The 15,580-nt window shown below is 50.0% G+C and carries 16 protein-coding genes; 6 read left to right on the top strand and 10 right to left on the bottom strand.

Translation table 11 applies throughout. The features are described 5' to 3' along the window. A complete protein-coding gene (locus GS398_RS08345) occupies nucleotides 1-510 on the top strand; it encodes an acyl-CoA thioesterase (RefSeq protein WP_160906313.1) in 510 nt (169 codons plus the stop codon). Between the two features lie 53 nt (nucleotides 511-563). On the opposite strand, the gene GS398_RS08340 is transcribed toward GS398_RS08345, so the two are convergent. Further along, complete coding sequence (locus GS398_RS08340) at nucleotides 564-980, bottom strand: EVE domain-containing protein (protein ID WP_160906312.1); 417 nt, start codon at nucleotides 978-980, stop codon at nucleotides 564-566. A gap of 262 nt (nucleotides 981-1,242) precedes the next feature. On the opposite strand from GS398_RS08340, the gene GS398_RS08335 reads away from it, so the two are divergent. Then, on the top strand, nucleotides 1,243-1,707 hold the full coding sequence (locus tag GS398_RS08335) for a DUF2062 domain-containing protein (RefSeq protein ID WP_160906311.1): 465 nt from the start codon (nucleotides 1,243-1,245) through the stop codon (nucleotides 1,705-1,707). Nucleotides 1,708-2,137: 430 nt separating this feature from the next. On the opposite strand, the gene GS398_RS08330 is transcribed toward GS398_RS08335, so the two are convergent. Then, the gene (locus GS398_RS08330; RefSeq protein WP_160906310.1) at nucleotides 2,138-3,010 is read right to left on the bottom strand and encodes a carbon-nitrogen hydrolase; all 873 of its coding nucleotides are present in this window, start codon (nucleotides 3,008-3,010) and stop codon (nucleotides 2,138-2,140) included. A gap of 94 nt (nucleotides 3,011-3,104) precedes the next feature. Between GS398_RS08330 and cmoA the strand changes: the two genes are divergently transcribed. Continuing rightward, a complete protein-coding gene (gene cmoA / locus GS398_RS08325; protein ID WP_237488139.1) occupies nucleotides 3,105-3,848 on the top strand; it encodes a carboxy-S-adenosyl-L-methionine synthase CmoA in 744 nt (247 codons plus the stop codon). An 81-nt stretch (nucleotides 3,849-3,929) separates the two neighbouring features. After that, a complete protein-coding gene (locus GS398_RS08320) occupies nucleotides 3,930-4,652 on the top strand; it encodes a methyltransferase family protein (RefSeq protein WP_160906308.1) in 723 nt (240 codons plus the stop codon). Between the two features lie 35 nt (nucleotides 4,653-4,687). Here the strand turns inward: GS398_RS08320 and GS398_RS08315 are convergent, their stop codons facing one another. The 4 genes from GS398_RS08315 to GS398_RS08300 form a co-directional block, all read right to left on the bottom strand. Then, nucleotides 4,688-5,920, bottom strand: a complete 1,233-nt coding sequence (locus GS398_RS08315; protein ID WP_160906307.1) for an alkaline phosphatase family protein — start codon at nucleotides 5,918-5,920, stop codon at nucleotides 4,688-4,690. Nucleotides 5,921-5,944: 24 nt separating this feature from the next. After that, nucleotides 5,945-6,862: a metallophosphoesterase family protein gene (locus tag GS398_RS08310; protein WP_160906306.1), complete on the bottom strand. Its 918-nt coding sequence runs from the start codon at nucleotides 6,860-6,862 to the stop codon at nucleotides 5,945-5,947. Between the two features lie 5 nt (nucleotides 6,863-6,867). Continuing rightward, nucleotides 6,868-8,655 carry a RagB/SusD family nutrient uptake outer membrane protein gene (locus GS398_RS08305; RefSeq protein ID WP_160906305.1) on the bottom strand — a complete coding sequence of 596 codons (1,788 nt, stop codon included), beginning with the start codon at nucleotides 8,653-8,655 and terminating at the stop codon, nucleotides 6,868-6,870. 124 nt (nucleotides 8,656-8,779) lie between these two features. Further along, entirely contained in the window at nucleotides 8,780-11,989 is a 3,210-nt protein-coding gene (locus GS398_RS08300) for a SusC/RagA family TonB-linked outer membrane protein (protein ID WP_160906304.1), read from the bottom strand. 185 nt (nucleotides 11,990-12,174) lie between these two features. Between GS398_RS08300 and GS398_RS08295 the strand changes: the two genes are divergently transcribed. Continuing rightward, nucleotides 12,175-12,801 carry a TetR family transcriptional regulator gene (locus GS398_RS08295; RefSeq protein ID WP_160906303.1) on the top strand — a complete coding sequence of 209 codons (627 nt, stop codon included), beginning with the start codon at nucleotides 12,175-12,177 and terminating at the stop codon, nucleotides 12,799-12,801. Here GS398_RS08295 and GS398_RS08290 read toward each other — a convergent pair. Continuing rightward, a complete protein-coding gene (locus tag GS398_RS08290; RefSeq protein WP_439649215.1) occupies nucleotides 12,769-13,032 on the bottom strand; it encodes a CBU_0592 family membrane protein in 264 nt (87 codons plus the stop codon). The two genes, GS398_RS08295 and GS398_RS08290, sit on opposite strands and share 33 nt — an antisense overlap. Nucleotides 13,033-13,182: 150 nt before the next feature. Here GS398_RS08290 and GS398_RS08285 point away from each other — a divergent pair, with 150 nt between their 5' ends. Continuing rightward, the gene (locus GS398_RS08285; protein WP_160906301.1) at nucleotides 13,183-14,019 is read left to right on the top strand and encodes a maleylpyruvate isomerase N-terminal domain-containing protein; all 837 of its coding nucleotides are present in this window, start codon (nucleotides 13,183-13,185) and stop codon (nucleotides 14,017-14,019) included. 135 nt (nucleotides 14,020-14,154) lie between these two features. Here GS398_RS08285 and rpmA read toward each other — a convergent pair whose 3' ends face one another. The 3 genes from rpmA to GS398_RS08270 all read right to left on the bottom strand — a co-directional run bounded on the left by rpmA (nucleotide 14,155) and on the right by GS398_RS08270 (nucleotide 15,553). Further along, a complete protein-coding gene (gene rpmA / locus GS398_RS08280; RefSeq protein ID WP_160906300.1) occupies nucleotides 14,155-14,622 on the bottom strand; it encodes a 50S ribosomal protein L27 in 468 nt (155 codons plus the stop codon). A 47-nt stretch (nucleotides 14,623-14,669) separates the two neighbouring features. Beyond that, entirely contained in the window at nucleotides 14,670-14,981 is a 312-nt protein-coding gene (rplU, locus tag GS398_RS08275) for a 50S ribosomal protein L21 (RefSeq protein WP_160906299.1), read from the bottom strand. Between the two features lie 107 nt (nucleotides 14,982-15,088). Continuing rightward, nucleotides 15,089-15,553: a hypothetical protein gene (locus tag GS398_RS08270; RefSeq protein ID WP_160906298.1), complete on the bottom strand. Its 465-nt coding sequence runs from the start codon at nucleotides 15,551-15,553 to the stop codon at nucleotides 15,089-15,091. Nucleotides 15,554-15,580 lie beyond the last annotated feature (27 nt).

Genomic DNA, 15,580 nt, shown 5'->3' with positions numbered 1-15,580 from the left:
ATGACTTCAAAGACCCCCAAAGATTCGTTCGTTATAATGAACGAGCTCGTGCTGCCTAACGATACCAATACACTGAACAACCTGATGGGAGGCCGGCTCCTGCACCTGATGGATATCGCCGCTGCGATTTCGGCGCAAAAACACTGTAACTGCATTGTTGTAACGGCATCGGTAGACAATGTGTCGTTTAAGCAACCCATCCGCCTGGGCGATGTGGTTACCATCGAAGCAAAAGTGACCCGGGCGTTTAATACCTCCATGGAGGTAAGGCTGGATGTATGGGCGGAAAATATCCCCTCAGGCACCCGTATCAAATCAAATGAGGCATATTACACCTTTGTAGCCGTGCAAAAAGAAGGCGTCGCTACGCCTGTGCCTTCGCTGGTTCCGGAAACCGAAGAAGATCACCTGCTGTTCGAGGGGGCTTTGCGCCGCCGGCAGCTGCGCCTCATCCTAGGCGGGAAAATGCAGCCCGCCGATGCCACGGAGCTGAAAGCGCTTTTTAGTTAATACTGACTTTTTATGGGGATGAATTAGGAGAGTAAAGGGTTTAACGTGTAATGTCAACGTAAAACGTTCGCCGACAGTTCCAGTATCCTGTCGAACTCCTCCGGTTTTAAGGGAACGACAGACAGCCTGCCGAGCCTCACCAGTGCGATATCTTTCAGGGCGACGTCTGCCTTGATCTGGGTCAGGGTTACCGGGTTTTTCAGCGGCTCTACGGGCGAAAGATCTACCACCAGCCAATTCGGATCTTCGGTGGTGGGGTCCTGGTACGATTCCGCCACCACTTTGGCAATGCCTACCACCTCTTTGCCTTCGTTGCTGTGGTAAAATAATACGAGGTCGCCCTCCCGCATGTCGCGCAGGTTGTTACGCGCTGCATAGTTGCGTACGCCGTCCCAGGAAGTACGCCCATCTTCATTGAATTTTTCCCAGGAGTATTTATGGGGTTCGGATTTTACGAGCCAGTGGTTCATGTGATAGATGATGTTTTAAGGTGTTATAGTCGTTTAAAGCCCGCACGCGGGAATGCATATGGAGACAAAATTAAGTATTAGAAAGTAATGAAGGAGGTCAAGCTGGGGATTACTTTTATCGGCGCTTTTATTCCCGCTATTCGTTTATGGAACCGTTTGGTATCGCAGAGGTGATACAAGTATGTAATTGTTGCTGCGGCGGTATTCACGAATATTTTCCGGTAATCAGTGTTTCCTTTCTATAAATCTCGTATATCGCAGCATGTTTGCCAAACTATTTCAAAAGGTCAGGGGATTTCTCACGATGGGCATCACGCCGCATAAATTGGCGCTGGCATCGGCCTGGGGATTGTGTATCGGGATCATTCCGTTGTTGGGTTCGACCACCGTTTTAAGTATTACCTTGTCGCTGGTGCTGAGGATCAACTTAGCGGTCAACCAGCTGGTATGTCACCTGGTTTATCCTTTGCAGCTGTTGTTGTTCATTCCCTATTTGAAGTTCGGCACAACGCTGCTGAGTGACCGGAAATTTAACTATACCCTGGCAGATATCACCTCTATGATCACGAAAGATCCCTGGCACGCCATTACCACGCTGTTCGTGGTAAATATGTTCGGGCTCCTGTTGTGGCTCCTCACCTGCCCGTTCCTGTTCGCGGGGATGTATTATGGATCGAAGGCAGCGTTTGCGAGGTTAGAAAGAAGGAAAGCGGGTCAGCGGGATTAGTTATCAGTGATCAGTTGTCAGTAATCAGTTCCTATCCCGGGTTATCCGGGGGCTACAACCGGAAACTACACGTAATTAAACTGGCAACTGATGACTGGCAACTGACCATTCATAACCGATCAGTTATCAGTGATCAGTTGTCAGTAATCAGTAATCAGTTCCTATCCCGGGTTATCCGGCGGCTATAACCGGAAACTACACGTAATTAAACTGGCACTGATGACCGGCAACTGGCCATTCATAACCGATCAGTTATCAGTGATCAGTTGTCAGTAATCAGTTCCTATCCCGGGTTGTCCGGCGGCTACAACCGGAAACTACACGCAATTAAACTGGCAACCAATGACTGGCAACTGACTATTCATAACCGATCAGTGATAACTGACAACTGATAACTGATTACTGACCACTGACAACTGATAACTACCACCTACTCCTCGTCAATATACCGCTTCGTGATCTGGCTGTAGGAGTCGATCCTCCGGTCGCGCATAAACGGCCAGTGCGTGCGGTAGCTATCGGTTTTAGCGAGGTCGATTTCCTGCACGATCACTTCCTCGTCGCTGTGCGAGGCCTGGTAAATGACGCTGCCGAACGGGTTGGCTACAAAAGAACCGCCCCAAAACCTGATGCCCGCTTCGCTTCCCACGCGGTTTACGCTCACTACGTGTACGCCGTTGGCTACTGCGTGGCTGCGCTGGATGGTTTGCCAGGCGTTATATTGCTCGGTATTGGTGTCGTCGTTCTGTGTGTGTGCCCAACCGATAGCGGTAGGGTAAAACAGGATCTCGGCGCCCATGAGCGAGGTAATGCGGGCAGCTTCGGGATACCATTGGTCCCAGCAGATCAGCACGCCGATGGTGGCGAATTTTGTTTTAAATACTTTATAACCGAGATCCCCGGGAGTAAAATAAAATTTCTCGTAGAACCCGGGATCGTCAGGGATATGCATTTTGCGATACTTGCCGAGATAGGCGCCATCCGCATCCAGCACGGCTGTGGTGTTGTGGTAGATCCCCTGGGCGCGTTTCTCGAATAGCGACGCGATGATCACTACGTTCAGCTCCGCCGCAAGCGTTTTCAAAACGTCGGACGACGGGCCGGGTATACTTTCCGCCAGGGCGAAATTGTCATAATCCTCTGCATCACAAAAATAAAGAGAGGTAAAAAGCTCCTGCAGGCACACGATCTGCGCGCCTTTCTGGGCGGCTTCCCGCACTCTTTCCACTGCCTTGGCCAGGTTTTCCTGTTTATCGGCAGTACAGGTCATCTGTACCAATCCTACTTTCACTTGCTTATTCATATTTCCGCTGCTATCTAATGAGGCCGCAAAATTAATGATTTCTCCATTATTCCTTATTCATTGTTATCTTTATGCCTTTAGTTAAATGAAGCAAATGCCTGCCGCTCCAAAACAACCCAAAGACGAAGTTTTTAAAGAAGAGATCAATAAGGTTTCGGATTTTAAGTTCGGCGCAAAAGTCGCCAGTGTGTTCGACGACATGGTGAGCCGCTCGGTGCCCTATTACGGCGAGATCCAGCGCATGATCGCTGAGCTGGCGGCCGACCGCGTTCAGCCGGGAACCGATATTTACGATCTTGGCTGCTCCACCGGCACCACCATGATCGGCATGAATACACTGGTTTCACCGGATATCCGTTTCGTTGGTATCGACGATTCAGTAGAGATGCTCGAAAAATGCGATGTAAAACTCAGGGAGGCCGGTTTTACACGTCCGTACGAACTACGCGTAGCCGACCTGGGCGATAACGTGAAGATCACCAACGCCTCGGTGGTGGTGTTATGCCTCACGCTCCAGTTTATCCGTCCGCTGTACCGCGATAAGCTGCTTCGCGCCATCTACGAAGGCCTTACCCCCGGGGGCGTACTGATCCTGTCTGAAAAGATCCTCGCGGAGGAAACTTCTTTTAACCGGGATTTTATCAAGTATTATTACGACTATAAACGCCGGAATCAGTACAGCGACATGGAGATCTCACAAAAGCGCGAAGCACTCGAGAACGTGCTGATCCCCTATAAACTGAGTGAAAATAACCTCATGCTCCGCGAAGCAGGCTTTACCCATTGCGAAACTTTCTTTAAATGGTATAATTTCTGCGGAATGATCGCAGTGAAATAGAATTACGTTATACGTTTGACGCCGGACGTTATGCGTGCCGGGCGCCTGCATATAACGGAGAACTTATAACGTACAACGTAAATGATACAAATCGGTAACTTTTTCTTTAAATATAGGAACAACCTATTCATTTTTCTTTACCTGGCATTGTTTATTCCATCGCGGAAAGTATTCGGACCGGAGACGTTTGGCGACCATTATTATTTATGGCCGATCATTATCGGGCTGGTAGTAACGGTAACCGGGCAGGTGATCCGGGGAATTACCATCGGCCTGGCGTATATCGTCCGTGGCGGAAAGGATAAAAAAGTATACGCTGAGAACCTGGTTACGGAAGGGATCTTTAACCATGGACGCAATCCTTTGTACGTAGGTAATATCCTGATGCTGGTCGGTGTGGGGATCCTGAGCAACTCCCTGTTGTTCGTTGCACTGTTCATCCCGCTCTTCCTTTTTATTTACCAGGCGATTGTACTGGCGGAGGAAAACTTTTTGCGGAACAAGTTTGGCAGGCAGTTCGACGAATATTGTGCACGCGTTAACCGCTGGGTGATTAATGTGAAGGGCCTGAGCACCACCATGGGAAGCATGAAATTCAACTTTAACCGCTGGATCCTGAAAGAGTACAATACCCAGTTTGTATGGTTGATGGGGATTGGCGCGATCCTGTTATTTAAGTACGATGATATCCTTTTCAGCGATGAGCGTTTACGGAACATCCTGGCTATTACCGTGCTGGTAGTGCTGGTGTTATTTTACGCAACGGTAAGGTACCTGAAGAAGTCGGGTAAAATGGTAGAATAAACGAATTTACTCTACCATTTCGTTTTTAACCGGAGTTATTTTAAACTGATCCATTTATTGACGCTGTTAGCCGGCGCCTCGACAATCAGCTTGTAGAATTCGGAGGGGTAACCTGTTACGTTTGCGAAGTAATGCTGCTGCGCCACGTCCACCTCTCCCAGGAGGTGATAGGTGTCTTTCTCCCCTGTTTTAAAGTTGTTGGTGGTGGTCACCCAGATCTTTACTTTACCCTTTTTTTCCAGGGCTTTCCAGCTGATGTCGAGGTGCTGCTGTACGTAATTAGCTTTGAGGGCGGTGATGGATACAGGACCGATAAAAGGCGTGCCGTCAATTTCGCGGGCGACGCTTTCAGGCAGCGCTACGTCAAGGTAACGGGCGATAGATGGCATGATGTCCACTACCCCCATATCGAAATATTGCGCGTAGGTGTTCAGGTCCTTAAAATTAGTGACCATCCAGGTGGTGCGCTGCCTCTCCGACTGCCCGCCATGACCACGACCTGTTTTTTCATCCCGTCCATGATCAGTGGTGATCACGATCAGCCAGTCTTCTTTAAATTTCGCCTGGCGGTAATTGATCGCGTCCCAGATCTTGCCCACCTGCACATCCAGCATGGTCATGGCGTTGGCAAGCTCAGGGCTGTCGCCATAGCGGTGACCCATGTCGTCGGTATATTCCAGGTAAACCCACGAAAGATCGGGCGCATTTACGCGGAGGGTATTCGCCGCCTGTTGCGCTACTTCATCGTCTATCAGGTGCATGTAATCCGATTTTTTATCGTGTTTAAAGCGAACGGTGTCCAGCTCGTACCCGTCGGAAACATAATCCGGCTTAAAGTTGCCGGTTGCCGGCAGTCCGTCTCCCAGGAGTTTGGTGCGGTTATCGGTCCAGCTGGAAAAAATGCCCGTCTTTTTTGCGGGGTATTGGCTTTTAAATAACCTGAAAATGTGCTGGTAATTGTAATTCGGCGCCTTAATGTTATTGTCGGGCACGTTATGTTTGTTCACCCAGGTGCCGGTAAGCAGGCTGTTATAGCCTACGGCGGAGATGGTGGGGGTTTCATTGTAGGTTCCCTTATCGCCACCTACGTGTATGCGCGAGTACGATCCGGCGGCAATGATCTTTTTAAAATTAGGCATGGGCGACCGTTCCATCACGTCCGCGGGAATGCCGTCGGCAATAATATAAATCGCCTTCTTTTGGCGCTGCTGGGCATACGCGGATGCCGACAAAGAAAGGCATACTATGGGGAGGATGATCTTTAACATCGTCTTTGATATGTTTGTAATGTGTTAAAATGAATGCGAAAAATAGTCGTTTTCTACGGTCCCGTCGGCGTAGAGCTTCAATATAGCATATCCAGGCGGCGTTTCCAGGTAGTACCCTTGTCCTGCCGATTCTGCATCGCCTTTCCCCCACCAGTAACCGCTCATGGCACCATTACAGCAATAAAGTACATTATTATAGCTGGTGCGATCTGATAAATGATTGTGCCCGCTCAGGCAAACCTTCACTTTATCCCGGTGCTTGTAAAACAAGTCCTTTAGCTTCTTGCAGTCCGAATGCCCGCCGCCTACCAGCACCTGCGTGGTACCCAGGATGGGATAATGCGACATCAGCAGCGTCGGGATTGATGCGGGTATCTTTTCCAGTTCCCGTTCAAGCCAGGTGTATTGTTCGGCGTCCAGGGAGATCTTTTCGTTGTTTCCGTCGAGGATAATAAAGTGCCAGTTCTTTTTAGAGAAACTGTAATAGCGGGCCGGGATTTTCAGCCGCTTCACCACGTAATCCTTCCCGTACATTTCGTCGGTTTTGGCCGGTGCCTTCCACCATGGGTCGTGGTTGCCAATGCAGCTGTAGATCTCGTATTCGCTCAATAGTTTCAGGCAATCGTCCCAGATGGCCCATTGTTCTGTCACCTGTTCACGCACCACATTGTCATACGAGGCATCGTGGATAGAGTCGCCGCCATTTAAAAAGAAATCAGGTTTGTGCTTATAGATGACCTGCTTTAAGGCGTTTTTGAATCGCGCGGGGGCGTTTTCTCCTGCGTGGATGTGCACGTCTGTGATGTGCGCTATGGTGAGCACGGGACCTTTGCCCCTCTCACGTTCGGCTGGCGGCGATGCAAAAGCAGGCAGGCCGCCTGCAGCAGCCGTGCCTGCAGCCATTGCGGCCGCTTTCAATAAGGTTCTCCTGCTTATTTCCATGGGTATTACCAGCCGAAGATCTGTTTTAATTTAGGATTTAACGTTACTTGCTGTTGTGGGATGGGGCGATAATAATGTTTCGGCTCCTCGAAGTTCCGCACAACATTTTCGGTAATGATGACGCCCCCGTTGTTTCCATTTTTCAGGTAAACGGTGGCGTCAGAACCGATTACGCCTGCGCGGTAATATACCAGCTTCACACCCAGGGAGTTTTTCTCCTTCTGATCTTCTGCAGGGATGGTCACGGTGCGGTCGATCAGGATAATATCATCTACCCCATCGCCGGTCATGTCATATTTTCCTAATCCTTTAAAGTACATACCCTCGGGGCTTTTGGTGAGCAATTTACCTGCTTTCCAGCGCATCAGGTCGTCGAAGCGCATGTTTTCAAAGGCGAATTCAACCCTGCGTTCGCGACGGATCTCCAGGATCACACCTGTATTGGCAGCCACGCCCGGGTATTGCAGTTGCAAAACCGGGTCGGGGCCGGCGTTGGCGGCTGCCAGGTTCAGGTCGGGCAAGCCCGCTCTTTTCCGCAACAGGTTCAGCGATTGGTCTAATTGAGTTTGTGTTAACGTACCCAGTTCAGCCAATGCTTCCGCATAAGTAAGAAGCACTTCCGCGTAGCGGTAAACCGGGAAATCCACACCGTTTAAGATGGCATTATCGGTACTGTTCACATAGCCTTTCAACTGGTGATAGCCGGTGAAGTTTTTATTTAACCGCTGAATGTATGGTGTCGCGTCAGGCACTCTCACCCATCCCGGGTATACCATGGTTTGCGACATGCGCGGATCACGGTTTTTAAATTCGTCTACGAAACCGAGTTGTATATAATTCGCGACATCGGTAAAGCGGCTTCCGTTTCTCATCAGGTAGGTTTGCACCAGGTCTTTCGCGGGAGCCTGCTCATAATCGCCGAATACGGTCGAGTTTACGTTTTGGCTTTTTCCTTTGCTGAGATCGAAAATATTGACCAGGATCACTTCATTATTACCTGTCAGGTCCTGGCTCGAGAACAGCGTTCCGTAATCCTGCTCCGGCCGGCCGGTATTATAGATGCTGTACTTTTTAGCGGCGATCATTTCACCGGAAATCCTTGCGGCGGTTTCGAGGAAGGTATTGGCCGTACTTTTTAGGTTGAGCTCGTCGTGGTATTTACGATAAGTACCTTCATACAAGGCGGCGCGGGCGTATAGCGTCGCCACTGCCCACTTACCGGGTGTTCCTGAGGGTACGCTCTCTCTTACGTTCCTGTACGCAAAATCAAGGTCGGCCATAATGCTGTCGGTGATAAGGGTGCGCGGGTCGCGTGCTTTAAACAGTTCCTCGTCGGTAGGATCGAGCGTGGTCGAATACCAGGGCACATCAGAGAAACGCTTCACTTTGTCGAGGTAAAACTCCGCCCGGTAGTACCTGGCCAAGCCCGCATAATGGTTCTTTACGGCAGCGGTTACCTGCGCTTTGGGATAGTTCTCGAGGAAGTAGTTGATGTTACGCAACCTGGTCCAGCTCCACCCGGTAGTGATGTTCTGGGCGTTGGCGGTCCCAACCATGATATTTTTTACCTCGACTGCCGCGGTGGTGGTCACGTTATCGGTGCTCTGATCGTTGAGGTAAGTGCCGCGATCTGGCTGCGACAATAAACCGTTTACGTACAGCGACAGGTCTTCTTCGGTGTTGAAAAACAGGTTCGGCGAAGTAGAGGTTTGAGGAAAACGGTCAAGCTCCCCCTTTTTACAGGCAGCAAGCATGCTCACCGCCGTGATAAATAATACGATATACTTTTTCATCAGAATTAACTGTTTTTTTTGGTGGTGAAACTATCATGTGCCGGCAGGTCCTTCAGCGACGTTTGTATGGTATCGGCGTAGTATGGTTTCATTAGAGTAATTTAAACGCTTATCTGTTAATGAGTTAAAATCCAAGGTTTACGCCAAAAGCATACCTGCGCTGGAACGGATAGGCCCATGCGCTTGGCCCCTGGTTAACCGCTTCCGGGTCGATGTATTTTTTAATGGAAGAAAACTCGTATAAGTTCTCGCCGGTAGCGAACACACGTAAACGGGCGATGCCCGCCTTTTTTGTCCACCTGGCCGGGAATGTGTAGCCTAAAGCCACGTTCTTAATCCTCAGGTAAGCGCCATTTAGCAGGTACTGGCTTTGCGGAATATCCAGCCCGGTTCCGTAGTTGGCATCTGCCAGCCAGGATTGCAGTACCGGGTAGGCGGAGTTTTTGTTCGCATCGGCGAGTCCGGCAGCGATATAAGAGGCAGAATGTTTAGCGCGTTGTGCCGCAGATTCGTCCGCACCGCGGTAAAAATCAAGGTTCCAGGGATAAACGTTCGCATAAGGTTGCTGGTAAGGCCCCCAGAACAGGTAGTGGTGCGGGTAAAAATCTCTTTTCAATACTCCCTGCAGGAACACGGAAAGATCGATACCGGCATAATCCATGTTCAGGTTGGTGCCGATGCTGTAGCGATCAGAACTATTACCGATGATTTTCAAATCTTTAGGGTCATTGGAGCTCAGGCCGCGCTCGATCTTTTTATTCCCGTCGAGGTCCCTGTATTTCGGCCAGCCTTCTACGATCGACAGCGCTCCCCAGGGGATCACGGCAGATTCGTTCAGCGCGGCAATTTCCTCTTTGCTGCGGAACATGCCGTCGTTTTCCAGTCCCCAGATCTCGCCAAGCGTTTGTCCTATGCGATAGCTGGAAAACAGGTTCTGGTCGTTTTTAAATTTGGTGATCTTTGCTTTTGAGTCGGCCAGGAAAACCTTGGCTTCGAAGCCGAAAGCTTTTGACCCCAGTTTGAATTTATCGCGGTAGGAAACAGACAACTCCCATCCTTTGGTGCGCAGATCTGCTACGTTCTGCCGCGGCACGCCAGTACCCAGCACGCCCGGTAATTCCTGTCCGGCAGTTAGCATGCCTTTGGTATCGCGGATGTAATAATCGAACGTGGCGGATAATTTATCGTTCAGGAAGCTGATGTCGGTACCCATGTTCAGGGTTGAAACGCGTTCCCAGGTATACGTTTGCGGGTCGACGCTGAGCCCCGGCGCGCCGGTAATGACCTGGTTTTGTCCGGCGCCGCCGATCAGGTAACCGGAAGTACCCGTTGACAGCGATTGGATATACCCGAAATCGCCTACGTTCTGGTTACCAAGATCACCATAAGAAGCACGCAGTTTAAAGGTCGTTACCGCGGCCGACAGCGGTTCGAAGAATTTCTCGGCGCTTGCTACCCAGGCAACTGAAGCTGATGGGAAAAAGCCCCAGCGTCTTTCGACCGGGAAACGCGACGATCCGTCATACCTGCCGGTAGCTTCCAGGATATAGCGGTCCTTAAACGTGTAGTTCAACCTCGAAAATACGCTGTTGGTGGCATAGGCCGAATAGCCCGCGCTTGCCGTAGCGGTACCGCTGGTAAGCGACAGGTACGGCAGGGACGAGGAGATAAGTACATCTTTAGAAGCAGTTACCGTGGAGTAGTTGTAGTCTTCGCTGTTAAAACCGGCCATGGCGCTCATAAAATGATCACCAATGGTTTTCTTATAGGTAGCATACAAGTTGAACGCGTTGTTATATAAGTAACTGTTCGCCTCTCTTACTGATCCTGTTCCGCCTTCTTCGCGGATATCGTTCGGTCCGTAGCCTATTTTATATTTCCTGGCATCGGCATGTGTTTTCCACAATTCGCGCTTAAAAGAGGCGTCGCCGTTCACCTGGAGATCGCCGTTCAGGAACATTGCGGTAGCGCCGGTAATATTCTGGAAACCGAACATATCCTGGTTGCTGTTGCCCCCGTCGACCAGTTTAGCCGCAAGCTTACCCGCAGCCGTGTTGGCCCAGGTACCGTCGGGATTTCTTGCCACGTCAGTTGGCATCAGGTAGTACAAATCGGTGATGCTCGAATTCGGAAGTGCGCGCTTGGTTTGGTAGATATTCAGGTTGTTATCTACTTTCAACCATGTAAGCGGCGAAAAGCCTACTTTGGACCTGCCTCCGAAACGGTCCCAGTAGTCGGCTGTCAGCTTGTTCAGACCGTTCTCTCTGGTGTAATCAGCCGATAAGTAATAAGTCAACGGCTTGCCGTTCACGGCGGCGCCGCCGGACAGGCTCAGCGTATGGTTTTTAGATAAACTCGCATCGTTAAAGAAATATCCATACCAATCGTTACTACCCATATATGACCATTTCGTCGGGTCGGCGGGGTTGAGCCGGGTGTCGGCAATAGACGGGTTTTCCGACCGCTCTTTCGCCCAGCGATAATACTCATCAGAATAATTCACGTAATCCCAGGGTGTATTATCGGTCGACGTCTCCAAAACCCTCGAAAAGATGTAAGGATCCGTAACCGGTTTGGGCAATATAGTCGGCCTCGACCAGGAAGCGAACGTATTATATTTGATCTCGTTGTGCCCGGCCACACCCTGTTTAGTGGTTACCAGGATCACGCCAAATGCCGCCCTGGCGCCATAGATAGCAGCCGATGCCGCATCGCGCAGTACGGTAAACGAAGTGATATCTGCCGGCGTTAACCTCAGCAGGTCGTCGTTGCTGGTTGCCGGGATGCCGTCGATTACGATCAAAGGGGAACCGCCGTTAATAGAGGTATACCCCCTGATGTTAATGTTTGGCACCGTACCGGGAGATCCTCCCGGGTAAGTGATGTTCAGGCCCGGGCTAATCCCCTGCAAACCTTGCAGCGCGTTGGTAACAGGCCGGGATTCGAGCTGTTTCCCCGAGATCTGGTCTACCGCACCTGCAACGTTGATCTTTTTCTTGGTACCGAAACCGATGACCACCACTTCACCAAGGTTGGCATAGTCGGCAGACAGCGCTACGTCGAGTTCCCGTTTTCCGCCCCAGGCCACTTCCTCCTGTTTGTACCCTACGTAGGTAAAAACCAGTATTGCATCCGGTTTAAGATCGTTCAGGGTATAAACGCCGTCGCTGTTGGTCGCGATGTGCACGCTCGTTCCCTTTACCATAATGTTTACGCCGGGAAGGGTTTCCCGGGTCTTTGCATCCGTGACAACACCTTTTACGGCGATGCCCTGCGCAAAACTGCTTGCTGAGGTAAATAGAAGCAGGAAAGCATAAAGTAGCTTTGTTTTCATTTGATCCGTAGTTATTAGTTTAGATAAAGACAGGCTTTTTAACACAGCGAAGTTCCCCTTGCCATATTAAGGCGAGGTTAAGGACTGATTAATATATTAATTGAACGTACAGTCAATTTATTATTTAAATTTGGCCGGAAGGAATACTTTTATTTAGATTGCATCCTCCAAAAAATCAGTACATAATGGGGCGAAAAAGTCTTAAAGAGACGAGACAACAAGAGATCATCGACGTATTTTACCGGGTCGCCAAAAAGGAAGGATATGAGAATACCTCCATCGCCAAGATTGCGAAGGTGATGGAGGTTAACCCCAGCCTGATCATCCACTACTTTGAAACCAAAGAAGATCTCACTTATGCGCTGATCGACCACATTCTTGAACGATACCTGCTGATCTACACCATCAAACACCAGGACCAGGCAACGCTGAGGAATTTGCAGAACACCATCGAGATGTTATTTTCCAAGAAGTGGAACCTGTTGTTCGACGACGGGCTGTTTTACACGTTCTATGCGCTGATCTTTCGCGAGCATAAGATCAAGGTAAAGTATAAGATGATACTCGACTCGCTTCGCCAGGGGTTGGCGGCGATCATCGAGCAATGCAACGCCAAAGCGCTTACGTCGGTTAAGGATCCGCAGACCACCGCCGATCTTATTTTCGTGTTGGTGGACGGCGCCTACTTCTACCTGTCGCTGGAAAGTGATAAAGCGGCTTATGCGGAAAGGCTTAGTTACTACAAGCAAAAAGCCTATGAAGCGCTCGCCATACCGCAACTAACTGTTGCCGGCGCGGTTGCGGGTTCGTAGCTGCCTGCCCAGCGCGTAGATGCCGATAAACATCCAGAACAAGTTTGCGGTTACGTTCGGAAGATCGTGGGTATCGAACGCGGTAAATGCCAGGCAAAACCCCCCGACGATGTTGAGGGACTGGAACACCCGGGACTCTGCCTGAATGACCTTCATGCTTAACAGTAGGTACGCCAGGGTGCATGACACTACCCCCAACCACCCTATGCCTGCCGACACTATTTTTGACATATTACTACGCTCCGATCTGACTTTAGCTTATCACACAGCAGGCTAAATTACTATTCAGAGGTTAAGATAATGTAAAGTCTTTGACCGATCCGTGCGTCACTTTTTGTGCTTTACTGTTGAATGATCGGGCGCTATCGGCTATTTTAGCAGATGCATTACCACGTAACCTCTATCAGCTTAACCGGGTTGCTCCCGTTGCTGGACGACTTGCTTATCGATCTCCTGAAGTCGCTTTCACCGGAAGAGTGGCGGGCGCAAACGGTGGCAAAACACTGGAAAGTAAAGGATGCGGCGGCGCATTTGCTCGACGGCAATATCCGCGTACTTTCGATGCTGCGGGACGGGTACCAGGGCGAGAGCAGCTCCGTTTCTTCTTACCAGGACCTGGTTGATTTTCTAAACGGGTTGAATGCCGATTGGGTGAAGGCTATGAAAAGGGTAAGTCCGCAGGTGCTCATACTGCTGCACGAGCTTACCGGGAAAGCGTACTGTGAGTATTACGCATCGCTCGATCCAATGGAAAAGGCTGTGTTTCCCGTTGCCTGGGCCGGCGAAAGCGAGAGCCTTAACTGGATGCATATTGCCCGGGAGTATACCGAAAAATGGCTTCACCAGCAACAGATCCGGGAGGCCGTGAACAGGCCTGCGCTGATGGCGCCGATGTATTTAAGGCCATTTATCCAGGTGTGTATGTATGCGCTGCCCTATACCTTCCGGGATGTGAAGGCAAAAAAGGGAACGATCGTGGCCGTCACCGTTACCGGCGATGCAGAAAGCACATGGCCCATCGTGTACGACGGCGAAAAATGGTATGCTTATAGCGGCAGCTCCAGGGCCTTCGTAACTGAAGTGATCATCGGTCCGGATCTTGCGTGGAAGCTGTTCTCCAAAAGCCTCCGTCCCGCGGACGCAGGTGACCAGGTCATCATTAAAGGAAACCGGGAATTGGGAGAAGTGGCAGCGGGGATGGTGTCGTTTATGGCGTGAGGTTGCCGGAGCACTGCATGTTAGCGCTGGCGTTAGCCCGTTCTCCTTCGGCAGACCAGGATGACAGGAATATGTTCCATAAAAAAAGCCCTGATCAGGTAAACCGACCAGGGCTTTTTATGCCGTCAGGTATGCTTATTCAGCAACCGGTGCTTCGTCGTCAGCTACCAGTTCGGTGGTAGCAGGTGCGGCTTCAACTTCGGCGGCAGGTGCTTCTTCGGCAACCGCGGCTTCAGGAGCAGCTTCTTTTTTTGGTGCTTTTTTAGCAGCTGGTTGTTCAACCCCGACCTGCTGTGGTTCAGCGGCGGTAACCGGGGCAGCCTTTACAGGCGCCTCAACAGCAGCTTTTTCTGCAGGAAGTACCGATACGTATGATTTGTCATCCGCTTTTTTACGGAAAAAAACGGTTCCGTCTATCAATGCAAACAGGGTATGATCTTTACCCATGCCTACGTTTTTATCCGGGTGGTGTTTAGTTCCGCGCTGACGAACGATGATGTTACCGGCAATTGCCTCTTGTCCGCCATAAATTTTGATACCTAAACGCTTGCTGTGCGACTCGCGACCGTTCCTAGAACTACCCGCACCTTTTTTATGTGCCATGTTTCTTTATGTTTTAGGGTATAAAACCCGGTGTTAACCTTAATGAATTAGAGAGAGATACCAGTAATTTCGATCTTGGTGAACTGCTGGCGGTGACCATTTTTCTTTTTGTAACCTTTTCTGCGTTTTTTCTTGAAAACGATCACTTTATCACCTTTTAAATGAGACACGATCTTAGCTGAAACCGTAGCGCCTTTCAATGCTTCCGCACCTACTTTGAACTTTCCACCATCTTCTGCTAACAACACATTGTCAAATTCAATACTAGCGCCCTCATCTCCCTGTAAACGGTGCACAAAGAGGTGCTGGTCTTTTGCAACTTTGAATTGCTGTCCGGCTATATTTACTATTGCGTACATTGTTAATAAATTTTTGTTAACTGTTTTTTTAATTGAAGCGCAAAGATAGGAAACTTTATTTAAAAATACAATTGGGAGAAGAGAATAGAATGCTAAACGTGCCGCGGCTATTCCCTATGCTGCGTAACCGACATCCTGTTCACGATCAGGGAGATAGGCAGCCCTATCATCAGCATAAGGATAACCAGGTTGATGAGGGCCGAAACCGGGTCTGCAGGAAATTTCCCGATGAGCGTCATGGGAACTACGGCGAGGTTCATGGCGATCCACACGAACACCCCGTAAAGAAGACCGGAGATCACCGGGTAACTGCCGAATACGCGGATCTTTTGGTAAGCCACATAAAACAGGATAGTAAAACCGAAGGCGACCACGTAATGAAAAACCAGCCCCCAGATCCAGAGGTTGTTATCCCCGTAAGCCGTTTTACCGAACACGGCGCTGGCTATATATTGAAGCACCATAACGGGGCTTTTGCCGGTCGCCCGCATAAAGTTGAGCACCGCTGCGGTAATGTCGAGGGTGCCGGCCGCCAGGCCCGCGTATAGAATGGTTTTAAGAGGGTTGCTCATCGCATTTTTCATGAAAGTTAACGGATT

The organism is Hufsiella ginkgonis (assembly GCF_009834915.1).
In the GTDB taxonomy this organism is placed as follows: Bacteria; Bacteroidota; Bacteroidia; order Sphingobacteriales; family Sphingobacteriaceae; genus Hufsiella; species Hufsiella ginkgonis.
The sequence above is the reverse complement of the archived record's forward strand: the minus strand, read 5'-3'. Positions and strand labels throughout refer to the sequence as shown.